This is a genomic window from Paenibacillus eucommiae, assembly GCF_017874215.1.
Lineage (GTDB): Bacteria > Bacillota > Bacilli > Paenibacillales > NBRC-103111 > Paenibacillus_AI > Paenibacillus_AI eucommiae.
In genome coordinates this window covers 531,996-550,619 of the sequence record NZ_JAGGLB010000002.1, presented here as the reverse complement: position 1 = coordinate 550,619, position 18,624 = coordinate 531,996, and the positions used below count along the sequence as shown (strand labels likewise).

14 protein-coding genes and 1 riboswitch are annotated in these 18,624 nt (G+C 44.6%); of the genes, 7 read left to right on the top strand and 7 right to left on the bottom strand.

Going from position 1 to position 18,624, the window contains the following annotated elements:
- The first annotated feature begins 27 nt into the window (after nt 1–27).
- Together coaE and J2Z66_RS04895 are read left to right on the top strand one after the other, a co-directional pair.
- A complete protein-coding gene (coaE, locus tag J2Z66_RS04900) occupies nt 28–624 on the top strand; it encodes a dephospho-CoA kinase (protein WP_209970226.1) in 597 nt (198 codons plus the stop codon).
- Nucleotides 621–1,205 (top strand): lytic transglycosylase domain-containing protein, encoded by a 585-nt coding sequence (locus J2Z66_RS04895; protein WP_209970225.1) that lies wholly within the window; start codon nt 621–623, stop codon nt 1,203–1,205. The genes coaE and J2Z66_RS04895 overlap by 4 nt, the downstream gene beginning before the upstream one ends.
- Before the next feature lie 86 nt (nt 1,206–1,291).
- On the opposite strand, the gene J2Z66_RS04890 is transcribed toward J2Z66_RS04895, so the two are convergent.
- Complete coding sequence (locus tag J2Z66_RS04890; protein WP_209970224.1) at nt 1,292–1,516, bottom strand: alpha/beta-type small acid-soluble spore protein; 225 nt, start codon at nt 1,514–1,516, stop codon at nt 1,292–1,294.
- Nucleotides 1,517–1,620: 104 nt separating this feature from the next.
- Between J2Z66_RS04890 and nrdR the strand changes: the two genes are divergently transcribed.
- The 5 genes from nrdR (at nt 1,621) to J2Z66_RS04865 (ending at nt 7,867) form a co-directional block, all read left to right on the top strand.
- Nucleotides 1,621–2,076, top strand: a complete 456-nt coding sequence (gene nrdR / locus J2Z66_RS04885) for a transcriptional regulator NrdR (protein ID WP_209970223.1) — start codon at nt 1,621–1,623, stop codon at nt 2,074–2,076.
- Nucleotides 2,077–2,721: 645 nt separating this feature from the next.
- A complete protein-coding gene (gene helD / locus J2Z66_RS04880; RefSeq protein WP_209970222.1) occupies nt 2,722–5,094 on the top strand; it encodes an RNA polymerase recycling motor HelD in 2,373 nt (790 codons plus the stop codon).
- Nucleotides 5,095–5,254: 160 nt separating this feature from the next.
- Nucleotides 5,255–5,689 (top strand): NfeD family protein, encoded by a 435-nt coding sequence (locus tag J2Z66_RS04875; protein ID WP_209970221.1) that lies wholly within the window; start codon nt 5,255–5,257, stop codon nt 5,687–5,689.
- A complete protein-coding gene (locus J2Z66_RS04870) occupies nt 5,689–6,621 on the top strand; it encodes an SPFH domain-containing protein (RefSeq protein ID WP_209970220.1) in 933 nt (310 codons plus the stop codon). Before J2Z66_RS04875 ends, J2Z66_RS04870 begins: the two co-directional genes overlap by 1 nt.
- Nucleotides 6,622–6,917: 296 nt before the next feature.
- Nucleotides 6,918–7,052: riboswitch (cyclic di-AMP (ydaO/yuaA leader) on the top strand.
- A 5-nt stretch (nt 7,053–7,057) separates the two neighbouring features.
- Nucleotides 7,058–7,867, top strand: coding sequence for a CAP domain-containing protein (locus tag J2Z66_RS04865; protein ID WP_245375264.1), 810 nt, complete (start codon nt 7,058–7,060; stop codon nt 7,865–7,867).
- 834 nt (nt 7,868–8,701) lie between these two features.
- On the opposite strand, the gene J2Z66_RS04860 is transcribed toward J2Z66_RS04865, so the two are convergent.
- The 6 genes from J2Z66_RS04860 to J2Z66_RS04835 all read right to left on the bottom strand — a co-directional run bounded on the left by J2Z66_RS04860 (nt 8,702) and on the right by J2Z66_RS04835 (nt 18,591).
- Nucleotides 8,702–10,318, bottom strand: a complete 1,617-nt coding sequence (locus J2Z66_RS04860) for a type 2 periplasmic-binding domain-containing protein (protein WP_209970219.1) — start codon at nt 10,316–10,318, stop codon at nt 8,702–8,704.
- A 93-nt stretch (nt 10,319–10,411) separates the two neighbouring features.
- Nucleotides 10,412–11,296, bottom strand: a complete 885-nt coding sequence (locus J2Z66_RS04855) for a carbohydrate ABC transporter permease (protein ID WP_209970218.1) — start codon at nt 11,294–11,296, stop codon at nt 10,412–10,414.
- 27 nt (nt 11,297–11,323) lie between these two features.
- Nucleotides 11,324–12,277, bottom strand: coding sequence for an ABC transporter permease (locus J2Z66_RS04850; protein ID WP_209970217.1), 954 nt, complete (start codon nt 12,275–12,277; stop codon nt 11,324–11,326).
- 194 nt (nt 12,278–12,471) lie between these two features.
- A complete protein-coding gene (locus J2Z66_RS04845) occupies nt 12,472–14,814 on the bottom strand; it encodes a helix-turn-helix domain-containing protein (RefSeq protein ID WP_209970216.1) in 2,343 nt (780 codons plus the stop codon).
- Between the two features lie 1,058 nt (nt 14,815–15,872).
- A complete protein-coding gene (locus J2Z66_RS04840) occupies nt 15,873–17,597 on the bottom strand; it encodes an ABC transporter ATP-binding protein (protein WP_209970215.1) in 1,725 nt (574 codons plus the stop codon).
- A complete protein-coding gene (locus J2Z66_RS04835) occupies nt 17,590–18,591 on the bottom strand; it encodes an ABC transporter ATP-binding protein (protein WP_245375263.1) in 1,002 nt (333 codons plus the stop codon). Before J2Z66_RS04835 ends, J2Z66_RS04840 begins: the two co-directional genes overlap by 8 nt.
- Between the last annotated feature and the right edge of the window lie 33 nt (nt 18,592–18,624).

Sequence of the window (18,624 nt, the reverse complement as noted above, 5' to 3'; positions counted from 1 at the left end):
GAAAAGAAAATGCGGGAGCGTTGTACAATGAACATCGGTTTGACAGGAGGTATAGCCTGCGGCAAAAGCACGGTTAGCGCCATGCTTGTTCGCCGCGGTGCGATTCTAATAGATGCGGATGCGATAGCACGTGAGGTTGTTGAACCCGGGAGTCCAACGCTGTTGAAGGTTGCGGAGCAGTTTGGACAAGCTGTTCTGCAGTCTGATGGTTCACTAAATCGCAAGCTGCTTGGTGAGATTGTTTTCGCTGATGCTGAGGCCCGCAAGCGGTTGGAAGGACTGCTGCATCCTCCAATCCGGGCCATGATGAAGGAAAGAATGCATACAGCAGAACTGCTTCATCCAGACAAGCTGGTCGTTGTTGATGTACCTCTTCTGTATGAATCGGAGCTGCAAGCGATGTTTAGTGAGGTAATGGTTGTATATGTACCTCCTCATGTCCAAATGGAACGGCTTATTTCGAGGGACAAGCTTTCCCGTGAGCAGGCGGAGAAACGTCTGGCTGCCCAAATGTCGATTGAGCTCAAAAAGCAGCGGGCTGATATTGTGATTGATAACCAAGGAACGATGGAGGAAACAGAGCGGCTTGTTAACGAATTCTGGCTCAGGAAGGGGTTAACATGAAATTTTTGCGCAAAAAAAGGGTTTTTGCTGTTTTGCTGCTTGCCTTTCTCCTTTTCCTCTTTATGAATAGCGATTTTATTGGAAAAAAGATCTATCCGATCTATTATCAGCAGGAGATTGGGGAGGGCGCAGAGAATCATAACATAAATCCCTTTTTGCTTGCTGCTATGATTCGGGTAGAAACGAATTATCAACATCACAGGGAGTCCAAAAAAGGCGCTCTTGGCATTATGCAGCTTATGCCCGACACAGCAGAATGGATTGCAGAAACTGCAAAATTCAAGCTTACGTCCCGGGAAGATTTACTTGATGTAGATGTGAATATCAATCTGGGTGCGTGGTACATAAACTGGCTCACTCAGCATTATAATGGCAATCTCATCTATGCTATAGCTGCCTATAATGCCGGTCAAGGCAATGTGAACCAGTGGAAGAAGAACAAGATTTGGGATGGGACGAAAGAAGGGATTAGCGAAATTCCTTTTGGCGAGACTAGGCATTATGTGCAGCGGGTGCTGTATTATTATCAAAAGTATCAAACTTTGTACGACAACAGATGGCCACAGCCTTCTGACATATGAAAGAAGCATTGATTTCTGCCCGGTTAAGAGCAGAAGATCAATGCTTCAGTTACTGCTTTTTATTACTTTGTGTTACTTAGCTGTCATTATTTAAATTGACCAGCTAGTTGTTGCTCGGCGATTTGAACCAGTCTACGTGTTATGTGGCCACCAATGGCCCCAGTGTCACGAGTAGCCATATTGCCGTAGTAACCATCTTGAGGGATGGCGATACCCAGCTCTTGTGCTACTTCATATTTTAACTGATCCAACGCTTGGTTTGCTTGAGGAACTACTAATACATTGCTGCTGCGAGATTGACCTGCACCCATGTCTGTTCACCTCCTTGTCGTTGGTACTACTATTATGTTCTTTTTCACGAAGATCATGAGATGTAAGATATGGCAATAACGCCAACTGTAAAGGAGAGAAGCTTATGAAATGCCCTTTCTGCGACTACTCTGGTACCAAAGTGCTTGATTCACGCCCCGCGAATGAAAATAAATCGATTCGCCGCCGCCGGGAATGTGAGAAATGCACGAGACGTTTTACGACTTTCGAAATGGTTGAAGAAACGCCGCTGATCGTTATCAAAAAGGACGGAAGCCGCGAGGAATTCAGCAGAGAAAAGATGCTGCGGGGTTTAATCAGAGCTTGTGAGAAGCGTCCTGTTTCCATGGAGCAGCTGGAGGTAATCGTGTCTGCTGTAGAGATGCAGCTGCGAAACACGGCTAACCCTGAGGTCGACAGCCGTGATATTGGTGAAATCGTAATGGAACAGCTGTATCCGGTGGACGAAGTTGCGTATATCCGCTTTGCCTCTGTATACAGACAGTTTAAAGATATCAACATGTTTCTTAAGGAGCTTACGCAGATTCTTGGTAAAGAATAAGAAGGCAGCTAACGGGATTACCGTTGGCTGCCTTTTGGCATTTGATCTGGGATCTTTCCTTGGTTGGAGGCGATTGCGATTTTCTGGCGACGCCTAGGCGGTGGGGATGAAGAGGGAGCGCCCGCTGAGAGGATCTGCTAATTTGGCGATTTAGCGATGTTTTTCATCGTTAAAAGCACAAGGTCACGTCCACAACCCTACTTTAACAATGAAAAACATCGTTAAAATCTCTTTTATCCACTCAGAAAGGCCGACCGTCCTCATTTAGCGATGAAAAACATCATTAAAGTGGCTGATTGACCTGAAAACCTTGTTTTAATGATCAAAAACATCGTTAAGTAGTGCAGACAGACCAGCAGAGAGGATGCTCAATCGGGGTGGAGGCGGTAGGTAAGCTGCTAAGTGACTTCTACGGGATTGCTGCACGTTCTAAAATGTTAAAAAAAGACCTGGCATTAGCCATGGTCTTTTTGATTTTATAGTCAATTCTTGATACAATGAAGAATAGTATGGAATATATAAATTTACGCATTCATCCTTCTCCTTAATCATATCACATTAATATGGAGATGTCAAATAATTATCAAAATTTTAGTTCATACAGGTAGTCAACTAAAGATCATTCAACCAAAAAGGAGAGATTCCATGAGCAGAGAGCGGGAAGAAGCTTGGCTTCAAGAGCAGACACGTGTCGATGAAGTAATTGGTCTTATAGGACAAAGTATTGCTGGTCTTGAACAGGAAGTTGGGAAGGTGAGGGGTGAAGTTGTTAGCATCCGTAAACATTTCTGGGATGATGTCAGCATTAACTTAAGTAATAGCAGCGATTTGATCGAAACGTACTCCAGCATGAAGCAGCAGGCGGAAGTACTGCTTGAACGGGAATTCCGTCATCGTCATTCGAGTGTTATGCTCAGCAGGCTCACACGATTGATCCGTTCTCCTTATTTTGGCCGTATTGATTTCAAGGAGGATGGTGCCAGGGGGGCGGAAGAGCCGGAGAGGATCTATCTTGGAATTGCCTCTTATTTGCATGAGGAAAGCGGACTGTACCTGGTTTACGATTGGCGGGCGCCAATCTCCAGTCTTTATTATGACTATTCACCGGGTACAGCAGCATATACTACACCTGAAGGAAAGATCTCCGGAGTCATGGAGTTGAAGCGGCAGTTTGCTATTCAGGATGGCAGCATTCGCTTAATGTTCGACACGAATTTGATGATTGGCGATGAGCTGCTTCAGCAGGTGCTGAGCCGCACCTCGGACGCCCAGATGAAAAGCATTGTGGCGACTATTCAGAAGGAGCAGAATCGTATTATCCGCAATGATGACAAGCGTATGTTGATTGTACAAGGTGCCGCTGGAAGCGGCAAAACATCCGCAGCTTTACAGCGCGTTGCTTATTTATTATATAAGCACAGAAAGACGCTGCGTGCGGATCAGCTGGTTTTATTTTCGCCGAATCCCATGTTTAACAGCTATGTTTCCACTGTACTTCCTGAGCTTGGCGAGGAGAATATGCAGCAAACTACGCTCCAGGAATATCTGGAACACCGTTTAAGCAGCCAGTTTGCTGTGGAAGATCCATTCACGCAGATCGAGTATGTCCATGGAGAGGTCCATGCCCCTGGTTATGCAGCAAGAATAAACGGAATTGCTTTCAAATCTTCGCTTGAATTTCTGAATATGATTATGGCTTACCGGAGCTTGCTGGAGCGGGAGCAAATGAGGTTTCACTCCGTGTGCTTTGAAGAGCGTGTGCTTGTTTCAGCGGAACAGATAAAGGAAAAATTTTATGCCTATGACCCTTCAATTAGATTGGTGAACAGGATGCAGCTGCTTCGCGAATGGTTAGTTGCCAGCTTGAAGTCATTTGCTGAGACAGCCTGGAAGGAAGCTTGGGTAGAAGATGAAATCGAGCTTCTCGATTCGGATGATTACCAGCGTGCATTTAAGCAATTAAAAGTAAAAAATAAAAAGAAAAGGGAAACTTTTAAAGATTTTGATAAGGAAAAAGAGCTGCTTTCCAAGATGGTAATTAAACAAAGGCTTAGGCCGCTCCTGGACGATATTCAATCACTAAATTTCATTGACATTGTTTCGTTATACAAACAGCTATTTGCTGATGAGTCCTTATTGATGCAGGTTGCAGGAGATGCTGATGCTCTGAAAGCATTGCCGGAAGATTACCAGACCATCTGTCAAATGACAGTCCATCGCCTGGAAAGCTCCGAGCTTGCTTATGAAGATGCCACTCCGTTTCTTTATTTGCAGGAACTGATGCAGGGCTTTCAAGTGAATACTTCGATCCGTCATGTTATCGTGGATGAAGCGCAGGACTATTCGCCTTTTCAGCTGCATTATTTGAAGCAATTGTTTCCCCGCTGCAGAATGACTGCGCTTGGAGATTTGAATCAGGCGATCTATGCGCATGCTTCTATTCTTAGCAGCTTTGATCCTATCGTTGAGCTGTATGGAGCAGAGGAGACGGAAATCATCCGTCTACAGCAGAGCTACAGGTCGACTCGGGAAATTGTCGAGTTTACAAGAGGCATGGTCGCTGGCGGTGAGGCCATCGAGCCTTTTAATCGCAGTGGCAGCAAGCCTCAGGTAACGATCGCGGATAATGAGAGTGAGCTGCAAAAGCGTATCATTGACAATATCCGTATGCTGCAGCTTGAAGGATATGCTTCAATAGCTCTGATCTGCAAAACCGCACAGGAAAGCAGGGATGTCCACCAAGCATTAAAGGATATGCTGCCGGTGCATCTCATTGCCTCTCCTTCACAAAATTTTGTTAAAGGCATAGTTATAATTCCCGCCTATTTAGCTAAAGGTGTAGAGTTTGATGCAGTAATGATTTATAACGGGTCCAAGCAGCAGTACAGCCATGAGCGCGAAAGGAAGCTATTTTATACGGCATGTACGAGAGCGATGCATCATTTGCATATTTTTACCCTTGGGGAGCCCAGTCCGTTCATTACTTTGCAAGGTGAAGAAACTTATCTACTATCTTAGATGGCTTTAGAGCATTTAGAGCTTTTAGAGTGTTTAGAGCGTTTTAGATGCGTTTAAATACGTTTAATTAGTTTTTAATCGCTTTTCAGTGGATTTTGAATACTTTTTGTATCCTCATACGTATATAAATGATATCATGGCATGGAAAGGGGGAAGCTCGATGGAACTCTGGGCGATTTGGCTCATTATAGGTTGCGTATTACTTGTAGCTGAGATGCTAACATTAACATTCTATATGCTTTGGCTTGGCGTAGGAGCCTTGATTGCTTTTGCAATCGCGTTAATATTTCCGGATTCATTTTTATTGCAGGTGCTTTTTGGCTGCATAGCTGCCCTTTTGCTAACTATATTCTCGAAGCCGCTAACCCGTCGTATTCGAAAAGCGGAAGGCTTTAAGGATGCAATTGACGATCTGGTTGGCAAACAAGGAATTGTTGTACAAGAGATTTCTGAAGGCAAGTATGGGGTGGTAAAAGTCGGCAATGAAACATGGAGCGCATTCTCCAACGAGCATTTGTTTATTAATGATAGCGTGATTGTGGTCAGCCGCGGTAACACTACATTGGAAGTTCAAAAATGGGGAGGAGTGATTTAATGGGTATTATTATTACTATCGCAATTTTAGTTATTGTTGTTGTATTCATTGCATTAACGATCAAAATCGTTCCGCAGCAGCGTGTCGGCGTTGTCGAAAGACTCGGTAAATTTCACCGGCTGCTAACACCTGGTCTGAACATTCTGGTTCCGATCATTGACCAAGTCAGGATCTACCATGATTTGCGGATTCAGCAAGCTAACGTTCCACCGCAAACGGTTATTACAAAGGATAACGTTCAAGTTCAAATTGATACGATTATTTTCTATCAGGTTGTTGGACCTGAGCAAGCTACTTATGGGATTTCCGATTATGTGTATGGGGTGCGTAATATTAGTACAGCTACAATGCGGCAAATTATTGGTAAGCTTGAGTTGGATGAAACTTTGTCAGGCCGTGAGAAAATTTCCTCGGAAATTCGTATCGCTTTGGATGAAGCTACAGAAAAATGGGGCGTTCGGATCGAGCGTGTTGAGGTCATTGATATTCAGCCACCGCTAGATATTCAAGAAGCCATGGATAAGCAAATGAAGGCTGAGCGTACGAAACGGGCTGTTGTTCTGGAAGCTGAAGCCGCTAAGCAGGATATGATCCTGAGAGCGGAAGGCGACAAGCAAAGTAAAATCCTGAAGGCTGAAGGGGATAAAGAAGCACGTATCCGCCAAGCAGAAGGTATGAGACAAGCACAGGAGCTGGAAGCACAAGGGGAAGCGAAGGCGATTCATGCCATTGCTGAAGCTGAGAAAATTCGGATCGAATTGCTGAGAACTGCAGGCCTCGACGAGAACGTACTTGCTTACAGATCGTTCGAAGCACTGATGGAAGTCGCGAAGGGCCCAGCGAATAAAGTATTTATTCCTACTAGCGCCATTGAGACGCTTGGTAGTATCGGAGCCATTGGTGAAATGTTCAAATTGAAAAAGATGGATTAAAATGCGAAATCCCCTGAACTCTTAAATGAGCCCAGGGGATTTTTTTTGGTTAATGACGCAAATGTAGTTTCTCTCTCGTATGATATGTATATTAATGTAATATAATCTAAATAAAGTATTTTTATCGCAGTTTAAGCTTCTCGGAGTTTAGCCATTTTTCTATTCTATTACCCGGTATGATTGCAGTTGAGAGCTGATTTTTATTGAATAAGAGGTCTCTCTTCTTTTCGTTGTGTGCTCTTTTGGAAGACTTTGTACCATGAAATCTCGTAAAAGCCATGGTAGAATGATAGAGCATTAAAAAAAGGCCGAAGCTTCTAAAGGAAGCACGGGGGATCCCGTTATTGGGGTGAAGCCACGCTTAGTGGCCGGGTGCTTGCCCTTTGACCCGAATCCGTCAGCTAACCTCGCAGGCCGCGAAAAGGAGAGGATTTTTTTGAATCGTTTTACGAAGTGGATTATGACTGGTGTACTGGTGCTAACTCCAGTTATCGGAGCAAGTGCAGCTTATGCGGCGCCTTGTACGGTATCGGGTAACGATACGTTATGGACTATATCACAGAAGCAGGGTGTCAGCTTGGATGCTTTGATTAAAGCTAATCCTCAGCTTGCTAACCCGAATCTGATTTTTCAAGGAATGAAGTTAAATATTCCTGGTTTTGATGATAGTTTTAAATTTGGTAATGGTAGTGGTAATGAAGGTAATGCTGGTACTGACAATGGATCAGTTCCAACAGTTCCAACAACTCCAACAGTTCCAACAACTCCAACAGTTCCAGCAACTCCAACAGTTCCTACTCCAGCTCCTACACCGAGCCCGGATCCAAGTCCAGCCCCTAGTCCAACTCCGGATCAAGGGACAGTGAGCCAAGGAGATTCTGCTTTTGCGAGTGAGGTTGTTGATTTAGTTAATAAGGAACGGGCTAATGGTGGTCTGAATCCTTTGACAAGCGATCCTGCTTTGGCAGCAATGGCGCTGGACAAAGCTAAGGATATGTACAATAACAATTATTTTGATCATACGTCACCAACTTACGGTTCGCCGTTTGATATGATGAGATCTTATGGAATAAGCTACTCTTATGCTGGGGAAAATATTGCAAAGGGCCAACGTACACCACAGGAAGTTATGACTGCATGGATGAACAGTGAGGGACATCGTCAAAATATTATGAGCCCTAACTTTACAAAAATCGGCGTAGCCTACTATAAAGGTGAATGGGTGCAAGAATTTATCGCCAACTAATATACAATTTGAACAGCCTTCCCTTACTAGGGGAAGGCTGTTTGTTATTTAGCTTTGTGCTTGATTTAACGATGTTTTTAATCGTTAAATCAAGTGTTCCCAGGACAATCGGCACTTTAATGATGTTTTTCATCGTTAAAAGAGGACAAATGGTCTCTCTGGGTAGTTAAAAGGGATTTTAACGATGTTTATTATTGTTAAAGTAAGGTTGTGGATTTGAATCCCTAGTTTAGCGATGAAAAACATCGCTAAACTAGCAGATCCTGCTCAGATCGATCAGATCTTCATCCCCAGTGACTGCTCCCGCTAGGAAATCCCCTCGGCCAGAGAATTACCTTTGCTGGCTGTCGCTGGTGTCATATGTACCCCCACAAGGATGCTAGTGGGGGGCTTGAATTTACGTTACCAGCAGAACGAGCAAGCGATGATTACCAAAAGAATGAAGAGAACTAGAATTTCTGCAGTTCTTGTACGATGATGAAGAATTTCGGACATTTTCGCCACTCCTTTCACAGAAAAAATGTCGTTACCCCAACAATATACGCAGCTTTTGGTAATATTGACTGGACATCAGGTGTGGGCAGACGTACTGAAAATTGCTAAGAAAGTCCTTATCTACGCCCTTTAGAACGCCATATCTGCACGGATCTGCACCCATCTACACCCATCTACACCCATCTACACCGATCTTCACCGATCTTCACTGATCTGAACCGATCTGCTTGGATCTGCTAATCTGCGATCAGCATCGATCGGCATGCACGATCTGCACCCTTCTATCAGCACCGATCTGCACCCATCTACGCCGATCTACACACTTCTGATTACTTCTACTTACTTCGCAGCATTCGCATACCATTCATTCGCTTCTTTCTCCAACTGGTCTCCACCGTTGCTTTTCCACTTTTTCACAAACTCATCGAAATAATCAACGGGCTGCTCACCGGTAATGATAGCGATATAAGCCTGCTCTCTGATTTTATCGAGCTCAACCAGGTACTTGCTGCCGGAAGGGAGCGGGGCGAGCAAACTGTCCTTTTTCCCGCCTTCTGTGTAATTGTTTTCTTTGGCCCAGCCTTCGACCTTTTCATTTCTTTTGGCGACGAATTCGATCAGCTCCAGCGATTCCATCGTATTGCCGGCACCCATTTTGGAAGTTTCGGTGATGGTTAGGCCATTTAGGTATACAGGAATTTGATTGGCGTCGAAGTCCCATGTTTTTCCCTTAATTCCGTAAGTGGCTGTTAAATAGTTTTCATAGGAATCTGCGCTGATGCCGTCGATGACCTGCAGGATTTTGGCCAGCTTATCGGGTTCTTTTTCCAATTGCTTGCCGAAGGCAATAAAGGTTCCGTTAATTAAATTGGCTTGGGTCGTGCCCATTAGGCCATCGGTGCCTTTGGGCGGCATGCCGTAAACGAGGGAGTCTGCAGCTGCGGCATTTACTTTTTTGAGCTCCACGTAGTCATGCGAGTTTCCATCACCCTCGAACAGCAGCGGTTTCCAGTGGTAATAAGCGCCAAGCCCTGTAAGGCCAATACGGCCGTTGATAAAGGCATGGGAGAGCGCCCAGTATCCGCCCTGATTTTCTCCTGTAACGAATTCGGGATCAATCACTTTATCTTTGAACCACTTGTTCAGAAGTGCCAGAGCTTGTTTCATTTCCGGCTGAACGGCGCCGTACACAAGCTTGCCATCCTTCTCAGCCCATTGTGTGGGAAGGTAGCCGAAAGCACCATAGATCATGTTCAGCGCTGATTTCGAGAGGCCATACGTATCTTTTTTATTGTTTTTATCCGGGTCCTCATTGGCGATTTTGTACAGTGCCTGCTCGAATTCCTCCAGTGTTTCAGGACTTTTCTCGATGCCGACATTTTTCAGCCAATCACCGCGCCAAATAACGGGCTCACGGAAACGGGCCTGGTGGATCAGCTTAGGTATGCCATATATTTTATCGTCTACTTTGGCGTAGTTGAAAGCTCCTGGCAATTCCTTCTCTGTTTTGGCGTAAATGTTAGGCGCGTATTTTTGCAGCATCTCTAGCGGAATTTCGGCTACAATATCCTGATCCACATATTTCTGCAAATCTTGAAAGCTGCCTACGGACAGCCGGTCTGGAATTTCGTTCGACGCAAATTTAAGGTTGATTAATTCCTGATAGTTATTGCTTTCAATGTTCCAAATGTCCAAGTTGATATTGAATTTATCGTTCCAATATCTAACCATTTCCGCATCCTTATCTACTGGTTGAAGAAGATTATTGACAGACCACGATATTTGATACGTCTTATCCGTTGCCGGTTCTGTCTGGCTGGTACTGGTGGACTGCGGCGTTTGGGAGCTTCCGCTGTCAGTCGTGGTTTTGGAAGAGCTGCACCCTGCTGCAAGCATGGTGAGGGCAACGCATGCGGCCATAGCCGTGGTGAACCGTGTGGATTTCAATTTTTTCATAAAAAGACCTCCTATTTCATGTATACATCTATATCCAGGATGATCGCTCATCCGCGATACCGGTAATACCAGGTTAAGCCCGGTTAAGCACGGTTACCCTTTCAGGGAACCCACGAGAACACCTTTGACGAAATATTTTTGCAGGAATGGGTAAAATAAAATAATCGGAATGATCGTGACGAGAATCGTCGCGGCCTTGATCGTTTCTGGATTAACCGCCAAGGAGTTATCATCGAACGCGTTTAAATCCATCATCTGCTGTGTGCCCTCGAGCACAATTCTCCGCATGACGATTTGCAGCACCTGCTTGCTCGCATCCGTAATATAGATCAGGCTGTCAAACCACGCATTCCAGTGGGCTACAGCGATCCATAGCGTCAAGGTGGCAATAATCGGCATCGATATAGGGATCATAATCCGAAAAAGAATATGCAGATCGTTAGCCCCATCTATTTTCGCAGATTCCTCAAGACTTTCCGGCAGCGCCATAAAAAAATTACGGGCAATAATCATGGAGAAGGTGCTGATCAGTCCCGGTAAAATCAAAGCCCATGTTGAATTCATCAGTCCCAGACTTTTCACCAGCAAATAATTCGGAATCAACCCGCCACTGAAAAACATCGTAAATACGACGAAAGCGGTCCAAAAGGAACGATGCGGAAAATATTTCTTCGATAACGTGTAAGCCGCAAAAATGGTCGCCATCAAGCTTAAGGCAGTACCAAGGAAAGTACGGATAATCGTGTTCACAAACCCGCTGATCACAAAATCATTCGTTAACACCTTGTGGAAATTAGCCATTGTGATTTTCGGAGGTATGATATGCAGGGTCGCAAAGGAAATATCCCCGGGGCTGAGCGACAGTGAAAGTATATAGAGAAAGGGATACAGGGTTACGATACATATGAGCAGCATAAGCAGCGCATTGACGATATCGAAGGTGTTGATGGTGTGGAGCTTCCTAGCAAAAGGTTTCATGATCATGTTCACTCCTGTGCGATTTTTTTACCATAAGCCGTAGTCATTAATTTTCTTGGCAATTGCATTGGCACTGAGAATGAGCACAAAGGCAATGACATTTTTGAAAAGGCCGACCGCGGTAGCAAAGCTGTATTCCATATTGATCAGACCCATACGGTACGTATAAGTGCTGAGCACATCACCGACCTCATAAACGACAGGATTATAAAGATTGAACACTTGATCGAAATCATCATTGACCATACCGCCTATGGCGAAAATCAACATGATTGTAATGACTGGCATCATCGATGGCAGCGTAATATAGCGCATGCGGTGAAAACGGTTTGCACCATCTACAGTAGCCGCTTCATGAAGCTCAGGGTTTACGCCAGCGATAGCTGCCAAGTACACAATCGTTCCCCAGCCCAGCCCCTTCCATACTTCGGTACCTACGAGGACGGTGCGGAACCATTTGGAGTCCCCAAGAAAGTAGATCGGATCCAGACCGATGGCTTGCAGCAGCAGATTGATCGGACCGATAGAGGGCGAAAGAAATTGAACCGCAAGTCCTCCAAGCACAACCCAGGATAAAAAATGCGGGAAATAGCTGATGGTCTGAACGAGCCTTTTAAATATCGAAAGCCGGATTTCATTAAGCAAAAGGGCAAAGACAATAGGAGCAGGAAACCCGAAAATTAACTTGTATATACTAATAAGAAAAGTATTGCGAAAAACCTGCCAGAAGCTGTCAAAGGCGAACAGATCACGAAAGTGCTGGAATCCAACCCAGGGACTGCCGAGTATACCGAGGCTAAACTTGTAGGATTTAAAGGCGATGAGCACCCCATAAATCGGAACGTAATGAAAAATAACGTAATAGATAATAGCAGGCAAAAAAATCAGGGTAAGATACTTGTATTTCCAATAAGCGCTGAAGCTGTTCTTTTTTTTCAGATTTAAACGGTTTGATTGTACGGCATGTGGCATTTCATTCATTATCCAGAAGCTCCTTTGTCCATGTGTTGATGGATGACTTGCTGCCAACATTACTATCCATTGCTTCTGTGGGCAATATGAATGTTTGCACTTGGTGTAACTAAACGAAGATTTAAGCTAGTTTCTGTGATACTAGGTGTGAATTTTAGCCTTATTAAAAGGAAAAAGCCCGGAATCGGACTGTTTTCAGCTTTTTATAGGTTCTTGGCGTTGTGATTGGAACGGTAAGTTTTAGGGGGGATCCCGTACTGCTCTCTAAATTTTTTGATAAAATAGGCAGAGCTGTTATACCCGACGCGCTCGGCGATTTCCTCCATAGTGATCTCTGTACCCAGCAGTAAATCTACTGCTTTCTCCATCCGCATGCTCGTAATGTAATCGATGAAATTGATCCCGGTCTCCTCTTTAAACAAACGGCTGAGGTAACGGGGATGGAGATTGACAAGTTCGGAGGCGCTCTGTAAGCTGGTCTCCTGATTCAGGTTATCCCTAACAAATAGCCTTACTCTTTCTACGACTTCACTTGATTTGTTGGTGCCCAGATCGTCAATAAATTGAATCACGATATCAACGATTTCAAGCAGCCAATTGCGGAATTGATCCAGGTTGTGGACGTTTTTAATATGTTCCAGCACTTGCTCGCTCACAATATCTCTGGTATGAAGCTGCATATCGGAAACATATTTGCGGTGTACCGTAATAAGCGCTCGCAATTTTTCATGACTATGCTCTGAAGAATAGCAGCCCTCGCGGATATGGTTGACGAAAGCATCGACACTGTGATGGATAGCTTCGCGGTTTCTGGTTTTTAAGGCATCCGCAAACGCTTCGAGTAAAGCATCGGGCATTTCTGCCCTGCTCAGTTCCCGCTCCATAAATAAAGTGCCTGTAAAAACTTTAAGCTCTGGAAACCAATAGCTATACTGCAGGAAAGCCAGAGACTGCTCATGCGACTTCTTGACGGCTAACGGATTATTTACCCAATCCCCGACGGATGCCTGTGGAAAGAAGCCAAATTGCCCGGAAGTGTAGGAGGTTAGCAGTGAAATGAACTGATGGATGTCATGGCTCTGGTCCAGACTCTCTTGTTTGCTGCTGATGATAAGTACAACCTCCAGGTCAGATAAGGCGGCCGCGAGATGCTGAACGTTTGGAATTTCGAGATTTTCCAGGAAACGTAGGGCATTGTAAATAATGATCTGTTTATTTTCCACCTTCAGGTTGATCATAACTTCCTCTTCAAAGCTAAAAAGAATCGAACAAAAATAAGGGCCTTCGAGTGCCAAATGAAGCAGCTCCAGCCGTTCGCGCAGCTCAGTCTCTGTACTCAGTGTCCCGCTCAGCAGGCTTATCGCCAAATTATGCTTGATTAGAGGGACGTTGGCTTTGACCGCGGTCTCAAGCTCCAGCATTTTCGCCGAGGCGTGATTCAAGGTTGAGTTGATAAAAGCATACTCATTAGCATGACCTTCCTGGGCAGCCACAGAAGGGCCGAACACTTGGCGTACTGAATTTAGCAGCCTGCGCAGCGGATTGTACAAATTCAATGTGAACACATTGGAAATAATCATCCCAATGATGATGGCAACCAAACAGATCACGATTAAGGTGCGCTGCACAATGGAGGATGTTTGATAGAATGATTCTATCGGTGTTGTAAAAACAAGCTTCCAGCCATTAGCGGGAATGGTCGTATAGGAAATCATGGATTTTATGCCATCAATGGAGCCTATGAAGTCACCTTGTTCGGGGACATCTCCAGTTAGGGAGGCCATAATATGTGAATCTGAAAGCACGATTTCGGCTAGTTTACTGTCAGCAGCAGCTATGAAATGGCCCTCACCATCGATGACCAGATTACTGCCCCGGTCTGATGGTTCCTTGGAACGGATCATCTCGAAGATGGCTTTTTCCTTCATATGAACCGCTATGTATCCTTTGGCGCTTTCCGTTCTCACATTGACAGGGAAGGCCCGGACATAAGAAAAGATGCTTTCACTCACATTGTAGCTGGAAGCGTTCTCAATTGCGTTCCTGGTTTCAATCCATAGTGTGGATTGACGGGCTTGATCCATCCGGACAATCCAATCTTTATCCGCTGCAGCACGCCCGGAAGTATCGTTAAAGAAGCTCACGCCATGCTTGGAGGAAATTAGCATATTGTTTTCTTTGTAATAGATAGAGATATAATCTAATAAATCCTGATCTGACAAAGAAATATCCTTCAACTGCTTATACACCTCATTAATCGTGCTGTAATTGCTTTCCAAAGGGGCATCGAATAACTGGATCGCAGGCTGATAAGCCGGATTCATAATCAGCTCCGCGTAAATTTTCTCTGCCTTTTGAAAAATACTGATGTGCATCAATTCATTCGTTTGCGCCAGCATTCGGCTGTGGATACGTTCAATCTCCCGATTGAAATTAGTGGTGAAATACAAGTAGGAAGTCGTGCCGATGATCAACGTTGTAACTATGAGCAGAATCGTATAGGAGAAGAACAGCTTGTAAAAAACACTGGATAATTTCCGGGACATCTAGGCCACCCCTTCTTTAGTTCAATATATTGATTATTAATTAGAAAGCGGAACCATATATTTAACTATAGAAAGCGATGGGCTTTTCGTCAACAGTTTTTTGGGGAGTAACAGCGGAATAATTGCGAAATTTAAAAGTGGCTCAACCTAATAATCAGTGCTTGACAGTCAAAGCTAACATACGATGGCGGTTAAATTCTACCAAAATGCCAGCTTTATAGCGGCACGGCGAGGATAACACGTGCGCTAATGGTCACCGCAGTCCGTTAGAAGCGGAAATGCAGCGAAATGAGATTGTAACGGTCACGGATGTCTAAACTTGCCCCACTATGCTTCCAATTTTATGGAAACATCAAATATTGGAAATTAAGTTGATTTTATATAAATAAAAATATCCAAATGAGCCCAATAATAATAATTTTTCCCTTTTAAAAGCACTGGGAACGAACAAAATTACTAAAAACAGCTATGGCTTGCCGCGGACCCCCGACATGAAAGCGGCTCTTTTACAGAAAATAGAGCTGGGGCTCTACGAGGAGAGATCAAATTTCATCATATATTGGTAAAATAGTATATTTTCCGCTCTTGAACAACGCTCATATGGAGCTAATATGAAATCCCATTTTTCTGGAAGCGTTGTGGGTCAAGTTTAGTCACGGATGTCCCTTACAGGCTGAAAAAGGGGCGATTGTGGGGAAAACCGCCTTCTAAAGGTCGCGGATGTCCGGTAGAATCGTGAATAGGTAAAAATCAGCCTCTAAAGGTCAGCGGTGACCGTTAGAGACAGGTCCTTTCCGTATCTGGAAGATATCTTCCGTCGTTGTGATATACGGATTCTTCATAGTCCATTCCTCTTTTGTTGTTGGGTAGGGCTTTCAACCGTACAGGATTGGCAGATGTTTTTCCAGTTTTAGCTACCCATTCATTTGTCAAGCACTGATTGTGGTGTTGAGCCATAAAAGTTCATATAAAATCGCCTTGCCCCAAATCAATAGGGCAAGGCGATTGATTTGCTTTCTTTAACCCCGCGGGGAAAGGGGGCAGGGGATTCGGTGGGATCAGGAGATCATCTGCTCCTCATTTCGCTCCTTACTTACTAGCGCTCGATAGACAGAATCTAAAAGTAGTAAATCCTCGTGTGTACCTGACTCCATAATACTGCCGTAGTTAACCACAAAGATATGATCTGAGTTGCGTATCGTGGATAATCGATGAGCGATAATGATCGTGATGCGATCCTTGCGAAGTAGATCAAGATTCGCTTGCACTTGCCTTTCGGTTTCCATATCGAGAGAGGAGGTGGCTTCATCGAGAATCAGCACTTCAGTGTCTCTCAATACAGCGCGGGCCAAGGTGAGCCGCTGCCTTTGCCCCCCAGACAAAGTTACACCGCGCTCCCCGATAGTCGTCTCATAACCATTTGGCAGCCCGGATATAAACTCATGGATCAGCATAGCTTGGCATACTTCGATCATTCGTTCTTCGGTGATATCTGTTCGTCCCAGCAATAGATTGGTTCGAATCGAATCAGGGAACAAATAGGGCTCCTGGAATACGATGGTAATCTTGCTCATCCAATCGGAGCGCATCAAGTCACTTATCGGAATACCATTTACAAAAATCTCCCCACCAGAGGGCTCAAAGTAACGCGCCAGCAAGTTAGAGATGGTCGATTTGCCGCTGCCACTTGAACCCACAAAAGCAATTTTTTGACCCTTGCCTATAGTAAAAGAAATTTCTGATAACACCTTTTGGGAGCCGTAGCTGAAGGATACCGAATGAAACTGAATAGAATGCACGGGATCTTGTACTATTTTAGTTCCTTCTTTGATGGTATTCCCCCTTAAAACGGTCGTAATTCGTTCCATAGATGCTACCTTACCTGCGAGATCCATAGCAAACTGATACAAGCTGTTAAAGGACTCCATCATCCTGCTAGTGAATTGTACGGCAATGACAAACATACCCAGTGATAATTGATCGTTCATAACAAGAAGGCCTCCGAAGAATAGAACAAACAAATGGGCTCCCCATTTCAATGGATCGCTCAGAAGCACTTGTTTATTCATCAATTTGCCTTCCGCCATAACACTGTCGAAGAGAGCAGCGAATTTATTACGGTAAATGCCTGCTTCCCATTCCTCCCGATTAAAAGCAATAACTTCACGTGTAGAAGAAACACCTTCTTCAAGATGAACAAGCAAGGAGGAACGATTTCGACTTACTTCCGATGAGATTTGCTTGCGTGCAGGCCCGAAACGTTTGCCCATCACAATGTAGAGTCCAATAAAAGTGAGCATGATGATTAACATATAAGGACTGGCTTTAGCCATAACGAAGACAATGACTCCAGCAGTTACCAGCTGCTGAATCAGACGAGGCGGGTCACTGGCGCCCGTTTCTGCGCAAGTCTGCAAATCATTCGTCAAACGGTACACATAATCAGCCGTTCTTTCTTTCTGAATCGTATGGGTGGGGAGGTGATGCAAGTGATCCATCACTTGGCGGCCCATAGAATAGCTTAACTTGGCAATGGCCAGATGAATCACATGAGGGCCGAATGTGAACAACAGTGAGTACACCAGATAAGCCGCACCGATGGCGCCCAAGATCGGCCAGAACCGTTCTGACTGGCCACCCATTAACACATCATCAATCATCGTCTGCTGAAACCCGATAGATGCTAAATTGGATAGCGCTTCAAGCGCCATGAGTACCATTCCAAGGCTTAATAAGCCTTTAATCCTTCGTGCATGCGACCACATCCATCTAAGGTTATCCATTAGCTGCCTCCTTAAGCTGGTCATTGACGCCAGTGGATAATCGTTTTAAAATGCCATCTCGTTCTAACAGCTCGTCGTAAGTCCCCATCTCTTCGATCCCGCCATCTTCTATGAAGACAATTCGATCGAATTGTTTGATCGTAGATAAGCGATGGGCCACAGCAACAACGGTTCTTCCTTTAAGCAGCGTCTCAAAAGCCTTCTGCACCTCAGCCTCGCTCGTGTTATCCAGCGCAGAAGTCGCCTCATCAAGCAGCACAATCGCAGGGTTATAGATCAGCATTCGCGCTATAGCAATTCGTTGTTTCTGTCCGCCAGATAGCTTCACACCACGTTCTCCTACAAGCGTATCGTAGCCCTCTGGCAGCTCCGAGATAAATTCATGTGCATAAGCTGATTTAGCAGCTTCAACGACTTCGTCATCACTGGCGTCGGGTTTCCCGAAGCGGATATTATCTTTAACTGAGGATCCGAAAATATAAGTTTCCTGAAAAACATACCCCAAGGACGTACGAAGTGAGGAAAGGGACAATTCATGGATGGGGATTCCATCAATCGAAATGTATCCCTGATCGGCATCATAGAAACGACCAATCAGCTTCAACGTGGTGGATTTCCCGTTGCCGCTTTTTCCAACGATCCCGACCCTTTCGCCTGGAGAAATAGCCAAATTGAAGTTATGCAGCACGGGCAGCTCAGCGGTATAAGCGAAGGAAACATTGTGAAAAACAATCTCTCCTATTACCTTATCCAGATGTTCGGGCATATTCGCTTCTTCAACCTGCGGCTGCAGTCGTATAAAGCGATAGAGCCGCTCCACTTGAAACATAAGCACCTTCTGTTCCGTAATATTAGTGACAACAACAGTCAAACAATGCATAGCTGTAAAATAATACATTAGGAATGAAACGAATGCTCCCACAGAAAGCTGGTTTTGCTGAAGCAAGTAATAGCCATAAATAAATATGGCTATGCCGCCAATCTGGTAAGTCATTCTGCGGTTGGTTCCCCGTAAATAAGCGTACCA